This window comes from Photobacterium galatheae, assembly GCF_000695255.1.
Taxonomy (GTDB): Bacteria; Pseudomonadota; Gammaproteobacteria; order Enterobacterales; family Vibrionaceae; genus Photobacterium; species Photobacterium galatheae.
Genome location: NZ_JMIB01000009.1, coordinates 59,997 through 79,159 on the forward strand (window position 1 = coordinate 59,997; position 19,163 = coordinate 79,159).

19 protein-coding genes and 1 pseudogene are annotated in these 19,163 nt (G+C 52.7%); 8 read left to right on the forward strand and 12 right to left on the reverse strand.

All coding sequences use genetic code 11. From position 1 onward, the window contains the following. Positions 1–8 precede the first annotated feature (8 nt). Positions 9–320 carry a hypothetical protein gene (locus EA58_RS06305; RefSeq protein WP_036750426.1) on the reverse strand — a complete coding sequence of 104 codons (312 nt, stop codon included), beginning with the start codon at positions 318–320 and terminating at the stop codon, positions 9–11. A 2-nt stretch (positions 321–322) separates the two neighbouring features. Next, on the reverse strand, positions 323–670 hold the full coding sequence (locus EA58_RS06310) for a hypothetical protein (RefSeq protein ID WP_036750428.1): 348 nt from the start codon (positions 668–670) through the stop codon (positions 323–325). 342 nt (positions 671–1,012) lie between these two features. Here EA58_RS06310 and EA58_RS06315 point away from each other — a divergent pair, with 342 nt between their 5' ends. Further along, on the forward strand, positions 1,013–1,342 hold the full coding sequence (locus EA58_RS06315; protein WP_036750540.1) for a hypothetical protein: 330 nt from the start codon (positions 1,013–1,015) through the stop codon (positions 1,340–1,342). 30 nt (positions 1,343–1,372) lie between these two features. Next, positions 1,373–1,708: a hypothetical protein gene (locus EA58_RS06320; protein ID WP_036750430.1), complete on the forward strand. Its 336-nt coding sequence runs from the start codon at positions 1,373–1,375 to the stop codon at positions 1,706–1,708. A 54-nt stretch (positions 1,709–1,762) separates the two neighbouring features. Here EA58_RS06320 and EA58_RS06325 read toward each other — a convergent pair whose 3' ends face one another. From EA58_RS06325 to ftnA, 3 genes are all read right to left on the reverse strand, one after another. Further along, entirely contained in the window at positions 1,763–2,950 is a 1,188-nt protein-coding gene (locus tag EA58_RS06325; RefSeq protein WP_036750433.1) for a BaiN/RdsA family NAD(P)/FAD-dependent oxidoreductase, read from the reverse strand. A gap of 143 nt (positions 2,951–3,093) precedes the next feature. Further along, the gene (gene uspB, locus EA58_RS06330; RefSeq protein ID WP_036750435.1) at positions 3,094–3,432 is read right to left on the reverse strand and encodes a universal stress protein UspB; all 339 of its coding nucleotides are present in this window, start codon (positions 3,430–3,432) and stop codon (positions 3,094–3,096) included. A 113-nt stretch (positions 3,433–3,545) separates the two neighbouring features. Then, positions 3,546–4,073 carry a non-heme ferritin gene (gene ftnA / locus EA58_RS06335; RefSeq protein ID WP_036750436.1) on the reverse strand — a complete coding sequence of 176 codons (528 nt, stop codon included), beginning with the start codon at positions 4,071–4,073 and terminating at the stop codon, positions 3,546–3,548. A 242-nt stretch (positions 4,074–4,315) separates the two neighbouring features. Between ftnA and EA58_RS06340 the strand changes: the two genes are divergently transcribed. Both EA58_RS06340 and EA58_RS06345 read left to right on the forward strand, forming a co-directional pair. Further along, positions 4,316–4,738, forward strand: coding sequence for a universal stress protein (locus EA58_RS06340; RefSeq protein WP_036750438.1), 423 nt, complete (start codon positions 4,316–4,318; stop codon positions 4,736–4,738). Between the two features lie 124 nt (positions 4,739–4,862). Next, positions 4,863–5,735 carry a carboxylate/amino acid/amine transporter gene (locus tag EA58_RS06345; RefSeq protein ID WP_036750440.1) on the forward strand — a complete coding sequence of 291 codons (873 nt, stop codon included), beginning with the start codon at positions 4,863–4,865 and terminating at the stop codon, positions 5,733–5,735. 133 nt (positions 5,736–5,868) lie between these two features. On the opposite strand, the gene fre is transcribed toward EA58_RS06345, so the two are convergent. The 6 genes and pseudogenes from fre to trxA all read right to left on the reverse strand — a co-directional run bounded on the left by fre (position 5,869) and on the right by trxA (position 11,490). After that, a complete protein-coding gene (gene fre, locus EA58_RS06350) occupies positions 5,869–6,579 on the reverse strand; it encodes an NAD(P)H-flavin reductase (protein ID WP_036750442.1) in 711 nt (236 codons plus the stop codon). Between the two features lie 9 nt (positions 6,580–6,588). Then, positions 6,589–6,858, reverse strand: coding sequence for a 2Fe-2S iron-sulfur cluster-binding protein (locus EA58_RS06355; protein ID WP_036750445.1), 270 nt, complete (start codon positions 6,856–6,858; stop codon positions 6,589–6,591). A 26-nt stretch (positions 6,859–6,884) separates the two neighbouring features. Continuing rightward, positions 6,885–8,351 (reverse strand): annotated as a pseudogene (ubiD, locus tag EA58_RS06360) (4-hydroxy-3-polyprenylbenzoate decarboxylase); the annotation flags it as partial. A gap of 136 nt (positions 8,352–8,487) precedes the next feature. Next, positions 8,488–9,579: a hypothetical protein gene (locus EA58_RS06365; protein ID WP_051641925.1), complete on the reverse strand. Its 1,092-nt coding sequence runs from the start codon at positions 9,577–9,579 to the stop codon at positions 8,488–8,490. A gap of 115 nt (positions 9,580–9,694) precedes the next feature. Then, positions 9,695–10,960 carry a transcription termination factor Rho gene (rho, locus tag EA58_RS06370; RefSeq protein WP_036750450.1) on the reverse strand — a complete coding sequence of 422 codons (1,266 nt, stop codon included), beginning with the start codon at positions 10,958–10,960 and terminating at the stop codon, positions 9,695–9,697. 203 nt (positions 10,961–11,163) lie between these two features. Next, on the reverse strand, positions 11,164–11,490 hold the full coding sequence (gene trxA, locus EA58_RS06375; RefSeq protein WP_036750451.1) for a thioredoxin TrxA: 327 nt from the start codon (positions 11,488–11,490) through the stop codon (positions 11,164–11,166). A 113-nt stretch (positions 11,491–11,603) separates the two neighbouring features. Here trxA and rhlB point away from each other — a divergent pair, with 113 nt between their 5' ends. Together rhlB and gppA are read left to right on the forward strand one after the other, a co-directional pair. After that, on the forward strand, positions 11,604–12,908 hold the full coding sequence (gene rhlB, locus EA58_RS06380; protein ID WP_036750453.1) for an ATP-dependent RNA helicase RhlB: 1,305 nt from the start codon (positions 11,604–11,606) through the stop codon (positions 12,906–12,908). 14 nt (positions 12,909–12,922) lie between these two features. Then, positions 12,923–14,419, forward strand: a complete 1,497-nt coding sequence (gppA, locus tag EA58_RS06385; RefSeq protein WP_036750455.1) for a guanosine-5'-triphosphate,3'-diphosphate diphosphatase — start codon at positions 12,923–12,925, stop codon at positions 14,417–14,419. Positions 14,420–14,493: 74 nt separating this feature from the next. Here gppA and prlC read toward each other — a convergent pair whose 3' ends face one another. After that, the gene (gene prlC / locus EA58_RS06390) at positions 14,494–16,536 is read right to left on the reverse strand and encodes an oligopeptidase A (protein WP_036750458.1); all 2,043 of its coding nucleotides are present in this window, start codon (positions 16,534–16,536) and stop codon (positions 14,494–14,496) included. Between the two features lie 192 nt (positions 16,537–16,728). Here prlC and EA58_RS06395 point away from each other — a divergent pair, with 192 nt between their 5' ends. After that, positions 16,729–17,568 carry a 23S rRNA (adenine(2030)-N(6))-methyltransferase RlmJ gene (locus tag EA58_RS06395; RefSeq protein ID WP_036750460.1) on the forward strand — a complete coding sequence of 280 codons (840 nt, stop codon included), beginning with the start codon at positions 16,729–16,731 and terminating at the stop codon, positions 17,566–17,568. A 195-nt stretch (positions 17,569–17,763) separates the two neighbouring features. After that, a complete protein-coding gene (gorA, locus tag EA58_RS06400) occupies positions 17,764–19,119 on the forward strand; it encodes a glutathione-disulfide reductase (RefSeq protein WP_036750462.1) in 1,356 nt (451 codons plus the stop codon). Positions 19,120–19,163 lie beyond the last annotated feature (44 nt).

A 19,163-nucleotide genomic window follows, 5' to 3' on the forward strand; every position in this document is an offset into this window, starting at 1 on the left:
ATTTATCCTTACTGAACCAAATCAAACGTCTGAAGCTCATAAGCGCCATTGACACATTCAGATGCAAAATGGACCTTCACTTGTGTTCCAGTGAACATTGCTGAACTTAAAACGGATAAAAGCTGCTGTTTTTCTGCAGGTACAACCACTGCATTTTTCAGACATGCAGTAGAAGAAATAGGTTTTTCAAGAACCAACTGACAATGATCAGCATGGATATCGCACTGAATGCCCTGAATCGTGTTTACATCCACATCAGATGCGCTGGCAGTTGCAGCCACGAGTGATAAAGAAAGCGCAAGGCCAAGTTTCTGTTTCATTTTCAGGCTCCCTCATGCTTTGCTTTAGCCAGAACCTCATAAGATTTCAATTGAGGCAAACCGTTTGACCCACACAGGCCATCAATAGATACGACCACCTGATGTCGCGTCATCATTGCTGAAGACAAAAGTGCCACTGCCAGTTTTCCCTGCGTTGTGTCACTCGACCAGCTGATCTTGTTTGAGGCGCATTCAGCAGGCCCGATTTTTTCTGCACCCAATGAAAAAACACATTGCTGACTTTGCTGGTCACAACCAATTTGGGTGATCCATTGAGGGGCCGAGACTTCAGCCTGAGCAACGGTGCAGAAAGCTGAGAGGGCAACACATAACAAAGTTTTAAATTTCATCTTCCATCCTCAGTGAGCAAATGAATATTCATCCAGGAAATCACGCCCTGGGTCAGTGAATTCAGCCGATTTGAATCACACCTTCATGTTTCATTTCAAAAAAACGTGATGCAAATAACCCTTTCTGATGAACTCCTTCGTTACATCCAATAAAAAGCAAGCACGCTCCAGACAGACCATCTGAAACAAATGAAAAGCATGAAGGAATCATATGAGTATTTGTGTATAGTATACCCGATGCATAAAAACTCAACAGATCACGTCGCGTTTTTACTCACAATGCAGAACAATTTTGTAAACCATGACAGCACTCTGAGTCATTCAGAGAAAAGTGAAATGATGATGAAAAAATTGTTATATATCATGATGGTTATGACACCGCTGATGACCAAGGCCGATCCCTGGTCGACACCAACACGCATCCAATGGTTATATCCGACAAACAAGGGGCTGGTTTTCGGAACCCAGGACTACGCCAATCAGACATTCAGCAGTTGCGATGCTGGCAAGCGATTTATCATTCCCCGCACCCATGACAATTACGCAGTGATGAGCAGCACCATGATTGCAGCATTCATGGCAGACAAGAAAATCAAAATGAATATTGATGGTGAGCAGTTCAATCAGCCCGTCTGTGAACCATCCATCAACCGTTTTTTGGTTTTTAAATAAATTTTCAGCATCAACAGACAAAGGTTATTTATGAAAAATTTATTGCTCCTGTTTCTCTTATTTTTCTCTGCAACAACCTATGCGAAATGGCAATACTACGTACAGCCAGTAGAGTTATTGTATGAAGGAGATGACAATGGATCTCGCGCTTACATCGTGTTTCAGGACAAATTCACGGTAGATGGCTGCAAGAATCAAAATGGCGATTATATCCGGATTTACGGTGACACACAGAAAGGGCAATATTTTATCAGTACCCTACTGACGGCAATTACAGCCAATAAAAAAGTCTGGCCTGCCATTTCAGGCTGTGACGACTGGGGCCGCCCGGTTTTAACGGGGTTGCGGATGAAGACAGGTGTTTGAAATATAAAAAAGCCCTGCATTGCAGGGCTATCGTGATTATTTCTTGTGATTCACTCACACATGCTGACCGGCGACAAACCCCGAGCTCCAGGCCCACTGGAAATTGTAGCCACCCAGCCAGCCGCTGACATCCATGACTTCGCCGATGAAATATAATCCCGGGACGGTTTTGGTTTCCATGGTTTTCGATGACAGGCCGTCGGTATCCACACCACCCAGGGTAACTTCAGCCGTGCGGTAGCCTTCAGTGCCATTCGGGGCAATGTGCCACGCGTGGAAATAATTGTGGAGTGCCTGCACCTCTTTCGGATTGAGTTGCTTGAGCGGTTTGTCTTCAAGATCACCGCGCTCAATCATGGCTTCAACCAGACGTTTCGGCAGCAGTCGGGACAGCGAGTTCTTCAGGCTCTGATTCGGATGCTTGTCACGCATGGCCTGTAAGGTCTCATCCAGACTCAGGGTTGGCAGCAGGTCAATCGAAACCGCCTGACCCGGATTCCAGTAGGACGAGATCTGCAAAATCGCCGGGCCAGACAGACCGCGGTGCGTAAAGAGGATGTTTTCTTTAAAACTGGTGCCGTCTTCTGCGGTGACGACGGCTGGTACGGCAATTCCGGACAGATCAGCAAAGGCGTCTTTATCTTCCACATGCAGCGTGAAGGGCACCAGCCCGGCAGTCGTTGGCACCATCTTCAGGCCAAACTGCTCCGCGACCTGATACCCGAAAGGCGTCGCCCCCAACTTCGGCATCGACAGACCGCCAGTCGCAATCACCAGCGATTGGCAATGCACCGTGTCGGTATTGAGCATCAGGGTGAAGCCGTCTTCAGTTTTCGCGATGTCATGCACGTCGCAGCGATAGCGTTGCTGTACGGTCGGCAGGTCGCATTCTTTCAGCAGCATTTCCACAATGTCTTTGGCAGAATCTAAACAGAACAGTTGCCCGTGATCCCGCTCTTCATAAGCAATCTCATGTTTCGCCACCATGCCGATGAAATCCCACTGGGTGTACTGCGCCAGGGCAGACTTGGCGAAATGCGGGTTACGGCAAACATAGTTCCCGGCTGTGACATCGTAGTTGGTGAAGTTGCAGCGACCGCCGCCGGAGATCAGAATTTTCCGGCCCGGCTTTTTTCCGTGATCGACCACCAGCACGGAACGCCCGCGCTTGCCCGCTTCGGCGGCACACATCAGCCCGGCGGCACCGGCACCAATCACCACTACATCAAACTTCTCTGCCATTGTCTTTCCTGCTCTGCGACCTGTGCTGTGCGTAAAACAAAAAGGATGCGGTAACCAGCTTGATTACCAGGCATCCTTTTCAAGTGCGCGTATTTTACTCATCTGTCGCCGGAATACCAATCTCAGAAAGCGGGTGGCAGAAGTCAGATACCGAGATAAGCGACAACAAAAATGGTCATGAGAAAAACCATCAGGCTGGTGCTGGCAAGCACAAACAGTTTGCGTACCTTTTCGCACTTAGCCATGAAAATTTCATCATGGTGCTTTTGGTACTGCTGGCTGCGGATATAGTGGAAGAGCCGGATTTGCTTGTTCACGTTCCCCTGAGAGGAGAAAAAGCCACGGCCGTCAACCTGCTGATAAAGGAGCGGATCGCACTCACGCATCACCACCAGTAAAGTTTTCAGCGTGCTGACATAACGAGAAATGTTGATGATGGCGACCAAAAACAGAGCCATCAGAATTGCATCACCACTAAACATAGTACCCCCCGAACAACGGCGATTGTTCTTTGCGGGCCAGATAGGTTCAGTGCTGTAATTCACAACGGCGTCCTTGTCGGAGAGGGACGCCGTTGTAGCTACGCCTGAGCCTATCAGACGGCCTGCTGACCCATGACAGAGCTGGATTCCTGCTTCGCCATAGCGGCAAGATCTTTATCAATGAAGAACAAAGCTTTACCGTCTTCACCAACCAATTCGATCTTGTCCAGAATACCTTTAAACAGCTTCTCTTCTTCGTGTTGTTCTGCAACATACCACTGCAAGAAGTTAAAGGTTGAGTAATCCTGCGTCGTGAACGCGACGTGCGCCAGCTTGTTAATACATCCAGTGATCAGACGCTCATGTTCGTAAGTGGCGCGGAACACTTCACCCAAAGAACCAAACTCATGCTGCGGTGCTTCAATGCAGCCCAGAATCGGCATCGCACCCGTTTCGCTTACATAGGTAAACAAACGCTGCATATGTTGCATCTCTTCTGCCGCATGCATGCGGAGAAACTCTGCCGCTCCTTCAAAGCCCTTATCTTCACACCAGGCACTCATCTGCAGGTACAGGTTTGATGAAAAGAACTCCAAGTTGATTTGTTCGTTCAGCTTATCAACCATTGTTTGAGCTAGCATCGCACTACTCCTTTCCTAATCAAGTGTAATCAACACATTGTCACTATGCATAACTGAGTTTGCAACTCACCTGACAAGGTATCATGCTTATCCTGACGACAAATCATAAAAAAGCCAAAAAGATCCAACTGGTTGGCAACAGGGCTCGCAGAATTATCCAACAGTGTAAGCAATGAGATCAGCACAGCATTTTTCACAGATACGCCATGCTAGCATACAAAAAACATACAGGAGAGCAGGTTATGACCTATCAACATATTCTGGTTGCAGTGGATTTATCTGAAGACAGTCAAGTTCTGGTCAGCAAAGGCGCGGCACTGGCACGAACCCTCAATGCGAAGCTGTCACTGATCCACATTGATACCAACTATGCCGAACTCTACACCGGCCTGATTGATATCAATATGGCTGAAGCTCAGTTCCGTATGGCCGATAACGCCAAAGAACAGTTGCAGGAACTGGCCAAACAAGCGGAATATCCGGTCACGCACACCTATGTCGGCAGCGGCGATCTGAGCGATGAAATCTGCAATATCATCAAAGAGTCTGATGTTGATCTGATGATTTGTGGCCACCATCAGGATTTCTGGAGCAAAATTCTCTCCTCAACCAAGCAACTGATCAACCACACCCCGGTTGACCTGCTGATGGTCCCACTGCACTAAGTCTTTGCTCTGGCTGACGACTGTGAGCGTCAGCCAGTCTCCCGCAACATCAAACCAGCCCACCCATTGGTTCAGCACTGATTTCGGTTACACTAGGCGGCCGAATTTCTAAGGACACTGTCAAATGGGATACTTATCTGCGATAACGCTGCTGTGGGCGTTTTCATTCAGCCTGATCGGGGTCTATCTGGCCGGACAGGTTGATGCCTGGTTCTCGGTTCTCACCCGGGTCGCCCTGGCTGCACTGGTCTTTTTGCCTTTTTTGCGTCGTCAGCACCTGACGATCAAGCTGGCACTCAAGCTGATGGTCATCGGTGCGTTTCAGCTCGGGATCATGTACTGCTTCTACTACCAGTCTTTCCTTTATCTGACGGTTCCGGAAGTACTGCTATTCACGATCTTCACGCCGATTTATGTCACCCTGATTTACGACCTGCTTCAGCGCCGCTTCTCAGCCTGGTATCTGGTCACAGCGGTCATTGCCGTGCTGGGTGCCGCCGTGATCAAATTTGAAGGCATCAACGAAAACTTCATTCTCGGTTTCCTGATTGTTCAGGGCGCGAACCTGTGCTTCGCCATCGGCCAGGTGGGCTACAAGGTGATCATGGAAAAAGAGCAAGCCGACTTGCCGCAGCACACCGTCTTCGGGCTGTTCTATCTCGGTGCTGCCTGTATCGCCCTGCCAATGTTTCTGCTGTTTGGCAACATGGAAAAGCTGCCGACCACGAACACCCAGTGGGGCATTCTGATCTATCTGGGAATTGTCGCTTCAGGTCTGGGCTATTTTATCTGGAACAAAGGCGCAACTCTGGTCAATGCCGGCGCACTGGCCATTATGAACAATGCACTGGTGCCCGCGGGCCTGATCGTCAACATCGTGATCTGGAACCGGGATGTCGACTACCCTCGCCTGCTCATCGGCGGCACCATTATTCTGCTGTCACTGTGGATCAATGAAACCTGGGTGAAGAACCGGGTTGCGGCAGCACGTGCCTGATCAGCCTCGCTAAAACCGAACACAGCCCCACTGTCATTGGCGGTGGTCCAGTGATACAGCGGTTTAGAAACGACAACAAAAAAGCCCCTGTGATTCAGATCATCACAGGGGCTTTTGATGCATGCTTTACGGATCAGATAAAGGCGTAAGCATCCGCGAACATCCGCTCACGGTCTGCACCTTTTTCGGCAGTAAACAGCTCGCGGGCAGCACCAGCCATTTCGAAACGACCACAGATATAAATGTCGTACGCTGACAGACTGACAAAATCTTCGCTGACTGCTTCCAGCACGTTACCCAGTTTGCCCTGCCAGCCTTCCGGCGCAGTTTCGACAACAGGAACATAGGTCAGATTGGCATGCTTCGCGGCCAGTTCAACCAGCTCATCATGGGCGTACAGCTGACATGCGTCACGACCACCCCAGTACACAAAAATCGGCTGAGTCATGCCACGGCTCAGGCAGTTATCCAGCAGGCTGCGCACATAAGAGAACCCGGTTCCACCAGCAATCAGCAGCAAAGGTTTAGTACTGTCTTCACGCAGCCAGGCATCGCCCATCGGTGCTTCAACGTCGAACAGGGTGCCATTTTCCATCGCCTGACGCATGGCTTCCACAACTTCAATAGCGAACGGGTTGTGATCTGCCGCACCAATGTGCAGCTCCAGTTCCTGGCCGCGGCAAGGGCTGCTGGCAATAGAAAACGGACGTTTATCCTTTTCGCCCATGACCGCCAGCAGATACTGACCAGCCTTAAAATCAACCGACTGCTGAGGCTTCAGCAGGATACGGTAGGTATTACATGCCAGTGACTCGACTGACTTCACTTCACATTGAATCGACATTCTGTTCCTCTACTCTAATGTCAGCACCAGATCACTACGGGGTTTGGCCTGGCAGGGCAGGATCCATCCTGCAGCCTGTTCTCTTTCAGTCAGCATCGGTGCTAACTGATAATTCACTTCACCCGACAGTTTACGGCACAGGCAACTGGCACAGGCCCCGATCAGACAGCGGTGAGGCAAAATGAAACCCGCCCGGCGGGCCGCACTCAGCAGGGTTTCATCCTCACCGGCATCAAAATCAACATCCTGTGGCAATAATCTGATCCGGTACGTCGTCATGACTTATTTATCTCGGGTGGCTATTTCGCAAGAATTCCCAGCTCATCCCAGATGGCATCCACCTTCGCGACCACATCCGGATCTTTAACGATGGGAGTTCCCCATTCGCGCTGGCTTTCACCTTCCCACTTGTTGGTGGCATCCAAGCCCATTTTGGAGCCCAGCCCAACCACAGGCGACGCAAAGTCCAGCGAATCAATTGGGGTATTTTCAATCATCACCGTATCCCGCGCCGGGTCCATCCGGGTGGTAATGGCCCAGATCACGTCGTTCCAGTCACGGGCATTCACGTCATCATCACAGACAATCACGAACTTGGTGTACATAAACTGACGCAGGAAAGACCAGACCCCCATCATCACCCGCTTGGCGTGGCCCGGATACTGCTTCTTCATTGTGACCACCGCCATGCGGTAAGAACAGCCTTCCGGCGGCAGATAGAAATCGACAATTTCCGGAAACTGCTTTTGCAGAATCGGCACAAAGACTTCATTCAGCGCCACCCCGAGAACCGCCGGTTCATCGGGCGGACGGCCGGTATAGGTACTGTGATAAATCGGATCTTTGCGCATGGTGACATGGGTGACAGTAAAGACGTGGTGGCGCTCCACCTCATTGTAATACCCGGTATGGTCACCATACGGGCCTTCATCCGCGTACTCATTGGGATCAATATAGCCTTCCAGCACGATTTCTGCGCTGGCAGGCACATCCAGATCGTTGCTGATACTTTTGACCACTTCCGTTTTACTGCCACGCAGCAATCCGGCAAAAGCGTACTCAGACAGCGTATCCGGCACTGGCGTGACAGCCCCCAGAATGGTGGCCGGATCGGCACCGAAAGCGACCGAAACCGGGAATTTTTCTCCCGGATGCGCCTGCATGAACTCTCGCATATCCAGTGCACCGCCACGGTGCGCCAGCCAGCGCATGATCACTTTATTCTTACTCAGCTTTTGCTGACGATAGATACCCAGATTCTGGCGTTTCTTTTCCGGCCCGCGGGTAATCGTCAGGCCCCAGGTCATCAGCGGCGCCACATCACCCGGCCAGCAACTCATCACCGGGATCTTATCCAGGTCGACCTCATCGCCTTCCCAGACAATCTGCTGGCACGGTGCTTTACTCAGGCGTTTGGCCGGCATATTCAGCACTTGTTTAAAGACCGGCAGCTTATCCATCGCATCGCGAAAGCCTTTGGGCGGCTCCGGCTCTTTCAGATAGGCCAGCAGCTTGCCGACTTCCCTCAGCTCCAGCACATCTTCACGGCCCATTCCCATCGCCACCCGTTCCGTCGTACCAAACAGGTTGGCCAGCACAGGTATGTCGTACCCCACCGGATTTTCAAACAATAATGCCGGACCGCCCGCACGCAAAGTGCGGTCGCAGATTTCAGTCATCTCATACCGGGGATCGATCGGCTGCTTGATACGCTTGAGTTGCCCACGCTCTTCCAGGTAGGCAATGAAGTCGCGCAGATCGTTGAATTTCATTCCTGCACCCTATCTGTTAACTCGCCCGGCCCTCTCGGGGACCGGGATGAAAATAGGACACATTATATACGTCTCACGACCAAGATGCTTGTTTCGCGAGAAATTATTGACCGTTCGGTTCTGAAAACATCCGTCCCTAAGGCACGGTTGCAGACAGGGCCGTTTCAAGGTTCCGCTTCAGGGTATAACTTTTCGATCCGGCTGCCAGTTTCGCTAACCAGCTGGAATGCCCCTGACTCACCAGCTGGCTGGCAACCATGCCGCCATCATCCGGTTCCGACAGTTTACTGAGCAGAAAAACTTCAACCCGGCTTGGCAAAGGTTTCAACGTCGTGAGCGCCTGATACGCCTGATCCTTCAGCGACGGATTCCGCGTGGCTTCGATCAGTTGAGTAATGGCCGCCGGCTCTGGCAACAAGTCGATCAAACGATTGAGTTCGGCACGACTGTAGCGATCCGTCCGACGACGCCAGAGCTGCTCATATAGCCCCGGATCGCCGCTGATTTCTGCCAGCCTGGCCAGCAGGCCGTTATCCGGCAACCACAACAGATGTCGGTCAGACAGGAACTGATCGGCCAGATAACGTACACCAATGTCAGACAATTCAGATAACTGTGCCAGTGCAATCTCACGCCGGATTCGCTGCGTATTCAGGTCATCACCCAGCCAAGTGGTCAGCACCAGAGTACCGGCTTCAACCTCACGGACAAACGCCTGCGCCAGTTGTTCACGTTGCCAGTGTTGCAGCAATTGTCGGGCCTGCGGGCCGTAATTAAATGCTGAGCGGGTCACCGTATAGCCATCCCCCTGCTCCGTCAGCGTAAACCGGGGGTTGCGGGAGGCCAGTGTTTCCAGCCAGCCAATCTTTTTGGCATCCAGTTGCTTCAGCGTTTGCGCGTAGTCCACCAGCGCAGCACGAAGCGCTTCCTGTTCCAGCACCGGAAAATCGGTCAACTGCGCATCGAGCCGGGTGATATCACTGTCACGGTAGAGGGTTTGAAGCGGTTTCAGTTCAGCGGTGATAGCTTCCGTCACCTGCCGGTATTCCCGCTGACTGAGTTCATCAGCCTGAAGCGGTAAGGCAAGCCACGCCATCCACAATCCGAGCCACATGCCCCATCCTTGTCGCATGTCATCATCCTCAGTGCCATCGTCGGCACGTTCTATCGTCAGATAAGATATGAAAAAGCCGCCTTCCTGGCTGGCCTGCTCTGTTGTGAGCCACATTCATTCATACTGCATGAATTGAATGCTGTATAAAACAGTATGGTGAATATTATCAGCAATAAAAAACGCCACACAAGGTGGCGTTTTTATGAACTGTGATGTGAAGCCAGAGTTATCAGGATTTCTGGCGACGCATCGCTTCGAAGAACTCGTCGTTGGTCTTGGTCATCGACAGCTTGTCGATCAAGAATTCCATACTGTCTGTTTCGTTCATCGGGTGAACAATCTTGCGCAGGATCCACATCTTCTGCAGCTCATCCGGCTTCGCCAGCAGCTCTTCACGACGGGTACCCGAGCGGTTGAAGTCAATCGCAGGGAAGACACGCTTCTCAGCAATTTTACGGGACAGGTGCAGTTCCATGTTACCTGTACCTTTAAATTCTTCGTAAATCACTTCGTCCATCTTCGAACCGGTATCGACCAGTGCCGTCGCGATGATGGTCAGGCTACCGCCTTCCTCCACATTACGAGCCGCACCAAAGAAACGCTTCGGACGATGCAGGGCGTTGGCATCCACACCACCGGTCAGCACTTTACCGGAAGATGGCACAACGGTGTTGTAAGCACGCGCCAGACGAGTAATGGAATCGAGCAGAATCACCACGTCTTTTTTGTGCTCAACCAGACGCTTGGCCTTTTCAATCACCATCTCAGCCACCTGAACGTGACGGGAAGCCGGCTCATCAAAGGTTGATGCAACCACTTCGCCTTTCACCAAACGCTGCATTTCGGTGACTTCTTCAGGACGTTCGTCGATCAGCAGCACCATCAGCTCACACTCAGGGTGATTGTAGGCAATGCTCTGAGCAATGTTCTGCAGCAGCATGGTTTTACCCGCTTTCGGCGGTGCCACAATCAGACCACGCTGACCTTTACCAATCGGTGAGGCCAGATCCAGAACACGTGCGGTGATGTCTTCAGTAGAACCGTTACCGCGTTCCATACGCATACGATCGTTCGCATGCAGCGGGGTCAGGTTTTCGAACAGGATCTTGTTGCGGGCGTTGTCAGGTTTGTCGTGGTTTACTTCGTTAACTTTCAGCAGGGCAAAGTAGCGTTCGCCGTCTTTTGGTGGTCGGATTTTACCTGAAATGGTATCACCGGTACGCAGGTTGAAGCGGCGAATCTGGCTTGGCGAGACATAAATATCATCCGGGCCGGCCAGGTAAGAGCTGTCTGCACTGCGGAGGAAGCCAAATCCGTCTTGCAGAATTTCCAGAACCCCGTCGCCGAATATGTCCTCACCACTTTTGGCGTGTTGTTTGAGAATGGCGAAAATGATGTCCTGTTTTCTCAAACGCGCCAGGTTTTCGAGTCCTAAGCTTTCGCCGAGCGCAACCAACTTGGAAATAGGCTGGTTCTTCAGTTCTGTAAGATTCATAGTGGTGGGTTTCTTGTCAGTCAAATTAGGGGTTCTATAGGTTAATTGAGATAAAGCTTTGACCAATGGGGCTGGTCAAGAAATGAACTGTCGTATAATTTACGTGCAATAACTTAGCACTAAAGCCAGCGTCCGTCTAGTACGCTGAAAAGCCACCGCGCACAATAAAGTATTGTACGCGGTACAGGTCTCAATTTCGCCAATTACAGATTGGCGTCCAGAAACTCTTTCAGTTGCGTCTTCGACAGCGCACCCACTTTGGTCGCTGCCACTGCGCCGTCCTTGAACAGCAGCAGGGTCGGAATACCACGGATACCAAACTTCGGTGGTGTCGCAGCATTGTGATCAATGTTCAGCTTACCAATCGTCAGTTTATCTGCATATTCTTCTGCGATTTCGTCAAGAATAGGTGCGATCATCTTACATGGTCCGCACCACTCGGCCCAAAAATCGACTAAAACAGGGCCTGCAGCGTGAATCACATCGTTATCAAAACTTGCGTCTGTCAGCTGCACAATCTTGTCGCTCATCTTCCACTCCAATGGTTGATTTTCAACGCTGATTCTATTTTAACCAGCAAATCGATGCCCTATTTGAATTGAATACGTTTCGTATTGCAACCCTAAGCTGATATTCTATACGAATGAAGACGACTCATATCACAGAGCAAAAATTTGCCGACCTGGGGCTACACCCTCAGGTTTTACAAGGGCTGGAAGAGAAAGGGTTCCATTATTGTACCCCGATCCAGGCTCAGGCATTGCCGGTAGTGCTCTCCGGCCATGACATTGCCGGTCAGGCGCAGACAGGGACTGGCAAGACCCTGGCTTTCCTGACGGCCACCTTTAACTACCTGATGCTGACGCCAGCACCTGAGGAGAGAAAGACCAATCAGCCCCGTGCAATCATTATGGCACCTACACGGGAACTGGCAATTCAGATTTTCAACGATGCCGCGCCACTGCTGAAAAGCACTGGCCTGACCGCAGGTCTGGCTTATGGTGGCGAAGCGTATGAAAAGCAGAAGCAGCATCTGGAAAACGGCGTTGACATTCTGATCGGCACCTGTGGCCGGATCATCGACTTTTTCAAACAGCGCGTGATTGACCTGAAAGGCATTCAAGTGGTGGTTCTGGATGAAGCCGACCGGATGTTCGATCTGGGTTTTATCAAAGATATCCGCTTCCTGTTCCGCCAGATGCCAAACCCGAAAGCACGCAGGAATATGCTGTTTTCAGCCACCCTGTCTTACCGGGTGAAAGAGCTGGCGTTCGAGCACATGAACACTCCGGAAAACGTTGTGGTTGAGCCGGATCAAAAAACCGGTCACCGCATTCAGGAAGAACTGTTCTATCCGTCAAATCAGGACAAAATGCCCCTGCTGCAGACGCTGATTGAAGAAGACTGGCCGGATCGTGCGATTATTTTTGCCAACACCAAGCACAGCTGTGAGAACATCTGGGCTCACCTGGAAGCAGACGGTCACCGTGTCGGACTACTGACTGGCGACGTGCCGCAGAAAAAACGCGTACGTATTCTGGAACAGTTTACTCAGGGCGAGGTCGACATTCTGGTCGCCACCGATGTCGCAGCACGGGGTTTGCATATTCCTCAGGTCACCCACGTGTTCAACTACGATCTGCCTGACGATGCAGAGGATTACGTGCACCGGATTGGCCGGACGGGCCGTGCGGGGGCCAGTGGCCACTCCATCAGCTTTGCCTGTGAAGCCTATTCGCATAACCTACTCGCGATTGAAACTTATATCGAGCATACAATTCCACGTTCGAATTACGACCCAAGTGCCATGCTGGACGATCTGCCACCACCGGTCAAAGTACAGCGTGCGCCGCGTCAGGGCGGCCGTCGCAGCGGCAGTGGTTCCCGTCAGGGACAGGGACAGGGACGTCAGCGCAGTCGCCGCCGTTCTCCACAGAAAACGCAGTAACTGAAGAAGACGCTATGGAAAGTTGTGCCGTATCCCCACTGTATGCAGCCATCGATCTGGGCTCCAACAGTTTCCACATGTGGATCGTGCGTGAAGTCGCCGGCAGTGTACACACGCTGGCCAAAATCAAACGCAAAGTCCGGCTGGCGGCTGGCCTGAACAGCCAGAATGAACTGAGTCAGGAAGCTATGCAACGCGGCTGGGAGTGCCTGTCACTGTTTGCCGAACGTCTGCAGGATATCCCGGCCGAGCGAATCCGAATTGTCGGGACAGCCGCCCTGCGCACAGCCGTCAATGCTGACGACTTTCTTTCCAGAGCGACGGCCATCCTCAACCATCCAATCGACATCATTCCGGGGGAAGAGGAAGCCCGGATTATCTATCAGGGTGTCGCTCATACATCCGGCGGCCTGGGCAAACGACTGGTCGTCGATATCGGCGGTGCAAGTACCGAAGTCATCATCGGTGAAGGTTTTGAGGCACGCGCGCTGACCAGCCTGAAAATCGGCTGCGTCACTTGGTTGGAAGGCTATTTCAAAGACCGCTACCTGACCGCAGAGAACTTCAATGCTGCCATTCAGGCCGCCAAAGAAGCGATCGCACCCATTGTCGAGCCATACAGCGACCTGAGCTGGGAACATTGTGTTGGGGCCAGCGGCACTGTGCAGGCACTACAGGAAATCATGGTCGCTCAGGGGATGGATGAACTGATCACGCTGTCCAAGCTCAAACGTCTGCAACGTCAGGCGATGCAATACGAGCGCCTGGAAGATCTGGATATTGAAGGTCTGACGCTGGAGCGTGCACTGGTCTTTCCGAGCGGTTTATCCATTTTGATCGCCCTGTTTGAAACACTGAAAATCCAGACCATGACGCTGGCTGGCGGCGCGCTACGCGAAGGCATGGTGTATGACATGATGCGCCGGCAGATGTGCCACGATGACGTGCGCAACCGGACAATCAGCAGTCTTCAGTATCGTTTCCAGATCGATAGTGAACATGCCGTCACGGTGGCTGAAACCGCGATGACACTGCTGGATGACTGCCAGCCATTATGGCAAACCGATGACCAGACCCGCTCGCTGTTGCATGCCAGTGCCATGCTGCATGAAATCGGCACCGGGATTGGCTTCAAACAAAGTGGCGACCATGCTGCTTACCTGATCCAGCACCTGGACCTGCCCGGTTTTACCCGCGCCCAGAAACACCTGCTGGGTGAAGTGCTACGCCGCTATCGCGACAATCTGACCAGCCTTCCGGAGCAACATGCCCTGCCGGCAGTCAACGCGGTCCGGATCCTGCGCCTGCTGCGGCTGGCCGTGATTCTCTGCCACCGCCGTGACAGTCAGCACCAGCCCCCGGCTCGTCTGTCTGTTGATGAGAGTCAGCTAACACTGGAACTGCCGCAAGCCTGGCTGGCAGCCAACCCACTGACAGACACTGAACTCCATCAGGAAGCACACCGTCAGACCGACCTGGGCTGGCCGCTGCACATCAATCTGACCCGCTGATCCGCAGCGTCTGATTCCTATAAAAAAAGCTCCCTCGGGAGCTTTTTCTGTTTCTGTCTCAGCACACCCAGCACTTAGCCAGTGATGCCACTGTGACGCAGCAATGCATCAATCTTCGGCTCCCGGCCGCGGAAACGTTTGAACAGATCCATCGGCTCCTCGCTGCCGCCGCGTTCCAGCACGCAATCCAGGAAGTCGGCACCGGTTTGTGAGTTGAAGATCCCTTCTTCCTCAAAACGGGAATACGCATCCGACGACAGCACCTCCGCCCACAGGTAACTGTAGTAACCGGCACTGTAGCCACCCGCAAAGATGTGGCTGAAGCTGTGTGGGAAACGTCCCCATTCCGGACTTGGTACCACAGAGACCTTCTGCTTGATAGACGCCAGCGTATCCAGCACCTGAGCGCCAATTTCCGGATCGTAGTTGGTATACAGACTGAAATCGAACAGGCCGAACTCCAGCTGACGCAGCATGCCCATCGCAGACTGGAAGTTCTTCGCCGCCAGCATTTTTTCCAGCAGTTCAGACGGCAGCGGCTCACCGGTCTGGTAGTGACCGGAAATGAAAGCCAGTGCCTCTTCTTCCCAGCACCAGTTTTCCAGGAACTGACTTGGCAGCTCGACCGCATCCCAAGGCACGCCATTGATGCCGGAAACAGCCGATTCATTCACCTTGGTCAGCATATGATGAATCCCGTGACCGGTTTCATGGAACAGCGTCACCACTTCATCATGAGTAAACAGCGCCGGTTTATCACCGATCGGCTTGTTAAAGTTGCAGGTCAGGTAAGCTACCGGACGCTGCAGACTGCCGTCCTGACGCACACGGCGCACAATGCACTCATCCATCCAGGCGCCACCGCGTTTGTGCTCGCGGGCATACAGATCCAGATAGAAGCTGCCACGCAGTTCGCCGCTGGCATCGAAGATATCGTAGAAACGCACGCTCGGATCCCAGACATCCACACCTTCACGCTCAGTCACTGTCATACCGAAGACACGCTTGAGCACCTCGAACAGTCCGGAAACCACTTTGTGTTCCGGGAAATAAGGACGCAGCTGCTCATCAGAAATGCTGTAACGATGCTGCTTCAGCTTTTCGGCATAGTAAGCAATATCCCAGGGTTCCAGTGCTTCTGCGCCGAATTCCTCCCGGGCAAAATCACGCAGCTCAGCTACTTCCCGTTCACCCTGAGGTTTGGCACGCGCCGCCAGATCGTTCAGGAAACCCAGCACCTGCTCAGTGGATTCAGCCATCTTGGTCGCCAGCGATTTTTCACTGTAGGTATTGAAACCCAGCAGGCGCGCCAGCTCATGGCTGAGTTTCAATTTCTCAGCAATGATTTCGCTGTTATCCCACTGACCAGCATTCGGCCCCCGATCGGAAGCACGAGTGACAAATGCTTCATACATCTCGCGACGCAGCTCGCGGTTGTCTCCGTATGTCATCACGGGCAGATAAGACGGAATCTCCAGCGTCAGCAGGTAGCCGCTTTCACCTTTGGCTTCTGCCGCAGCCGCAGCGGCCTGCAAGGCTGATTCCGGCATTCCGGCCAGCGCTTTTTCGTCTTTGACCAGTTTGGTCCAGCCCATGGTGGCATCCAGTACATTGTTGCTGAAAGTCGAGGACAACTCCGACAGACGCTTGCTGATTTCACCATAGCGATGCTGCTCTGCCGCTGGCAGGCCAATGCCTGACAGTTCGAATTCTTTCAGTGCATCCGTAATCGCTTTTTGTCTCGCCTTCGACAGTTCAGCAAAAGACGCGCTCTGACGAATACTTTTATAAGCTTCATACAGGCCCTTGTGCTGTCCCAGCCAGGTGCTGTATTCCGATAGCATCGGCAGGCAGCTTTCATAGGCTTCACGCAGTTCCGGGCTGTTTTTCACCCCGTTGAGGTGGCCAACCGGCGACCAGATACGCCCCAGACGGTCATCCGCCTCGGCCAGTGGTGCACAGATACTGTCCCAGCTTGGCGTCGCACCGCTGGCCAGAACTTCTTCTACCTTGGCCCGGCAGTCTTTGATGACCTGCTCAACGGCAGGAAAGATGTGTTCGGGTTTAATCTGTGAAAACGGCGGCAGATCCGTCATGGTCAGTAATGGGTTCGACATCAGCGTTTCCTTTTTGAAGTGATTCCTGAATACATGCGTCTGAGCGACGCCTTTTTCAATCCCTTAGCGCAATTTTGGCGGGTTCCATGCTCTATTTTAGTGGCAAGCATTGTGAACAGGCCACATACACGCTGGATATTCCGACTGATTCGGCGATAATAGCGCCCTTCACCGACTACCACAGAGTGACCCATGCTGAGTTATCGCCACAGTTTCCACGCCGGCAACCACGCCGACGTGCTCAAGCACATCGTCCAGAGCCTGATCCTTGATGCCCTGAAGCAAAAGGATAAAGCCTTTGTCTATCACGACACCCACTCCGGGGTCGGCCGCTATGATTTACAGGACGAGCGCAGCGAGAAAACCGGTGAGTTCCTGCAGGGCATTGCCCGTCTGTGGCAGCGCGACGATCTGCCCGCTGAACTGACATCTTATCTGGATGCTATCCGGGTCCTGAATGACGGCGAAACCCTGCGTTACTATCCGGGTTCACCGAAAGTGGCCCGGGCACAAATCCGCGCGCAGGATCGCATGGTACTGACTGAGCTGCACCCGACTGACTTTCCGTTGCTGTTACAGGAATTTCGCGGCGACCGTCAGGTCCGCATTTATAAAGAAGACGGCTTTGCCCGTCTCAAAGCCAGTCTGCCGCCGAAAGAGCGTCGTGGACTGGTGCTGATCGACCCGCCCTATGAGCTGAAACACGAGTACATGGACGTGGTGAAAGCCATTGGCGAGAGTGTCCAACGCTGGGCGACCGGCACCTATGCCATCTGGTATCCGGTGGTTTACCGCAGCAACATCGACGCCATGCTGGAAGGGCTGGAAGATCTCGGCATCCGTAAAATCCTGCAAATCGAGCTGGGTGTGGAGCCAGATACAGAAGAACGCGGGATGACCGCTTCAGGCATGATTGTCATCAACCCGCCCTGGAAGCTGGAAAGCCAGATGGAAACCCTGCTGCCGTGGCTGCAATCCGTGATTGCCCCAACCCGCGGCCACACCACCCTGCGCTGGGTGGTGCCAGAGTAAACACCAGCACCCCAATCACCGGTGATCACTGCACTTTTCCGATCACCGGTTTTCCGTTTCTTCCCGGAAAACCCATCTCAAACGCACCTCCCAAACACACATCCCGGGCGTCCATTTCACCGCACCTAGCATCTGACAGTGACTTAGGTATACACTGTCCGCCAGCTAAGATTTCACAGCATAGAGAGAAAAGTCATGGCAACGCATTTTGATTACATCTGTATTGGCGGCGGCAGCGGCGGAATTGCATCGGCAAACCGCGCAGCAATGTATGGCGCAAAAGTCGCGCTGATTGAAGCCAAAGCCCTGGGCGGAACCTGTGTCAACGTTGGCTGTGTGCCAAAGAAAGTGATGTGGCACGGTGCCCAGATTGCAGAAGCCATGCATCTGTATGCCAAAGACTACGGTTTTGATGTAGAAGTGAAAAACTTCAACTGGTCTACCCTGGTTGAGAGCCGTGAAGCCTACATCGGCCGTATCCACCAGGCGTATGAAAACGTTCTGGGCAACAACAAAATTGAAGTCATTCATGGCTTTGCCAAATTTGTTGATGCCAAAACCGTCGAAGTGAACGGCCAGCAATATACTGCCGACCACATCCTGATTGCCGTGGGCGGTGAGCCGACCATTCCGAACATTCCGGGTGCCGAGCACGGGATCGACTCCAACGGTTTCTTCGAGCTGAACGCACAGCCGAAACGCACTGCCGTGATCGGTGCTGGCTACATTGCCGTTGAGATCGCCGGTGTGCTGCATGCACTGGGCACAGACACCCACCTGTTCGTTCGTAAAGAATCGCCGCTGCGCAGCTTCGACCCGATGATTGTCGAAACCCTGGTCGAAGTGATGAACAACGAAGGCCCGACACTGCACACACACTCTGTGCCAAAAGAAGTGGTGAAAGAAGCCGACGGCAGCATCACGCTGCACTTCGAGAACGGCGAGTCTCATAACACCGACCTGCTGATCTGGGCGATTGGCCGGAATCCGGTCACCCATAAGATCAATCTGGAAGCGACCGGCGTTGCAACCACTGACAAAGGCTACATCAAGGTCGATGAATACCAGCAAACCAACGTCCCGGGCATCTACTGCGTGGGTGACATTATGGAAGGCGGTATCGAACTGACCCCTGTGGCTGTGAAAGCGGGTCGCCAGCTGTCTGAGCGCCTGTTCAACAACAAGCCAGAAGCGAAAATGGACTACAAACTGGTGCCAACCGTGGTATTCAGCCACCCGCCAATCGGCACCATCGGTCTGACTGAGCAGGAAGCCATCGCTCAGTACGGCGAAGACAACGTAAAAGTGTACAAATCCGGTTTCACGGCCATGTACACCGCCGTCACCAGCAATCGCCAGCCATGTAAAATGAAACTTGTCTGTGCCGGTCCGGAAGAAACCGTCGTCGGCCTGCACGGCATCGGCTACACCGTCGATGAAATGATTCAGGGCTTCGGCGTCGCCATGAAGATGGGCGCAACCAAAGCTGACTTCGACAGCGTGGTTGCCATCCACCCAACCGGCTCGGAAGAGTTTGTGACCATGCGTTGATAGGCGCTGCCAGCAACTGACATCTGCAAATAAAAAGAAAGCGA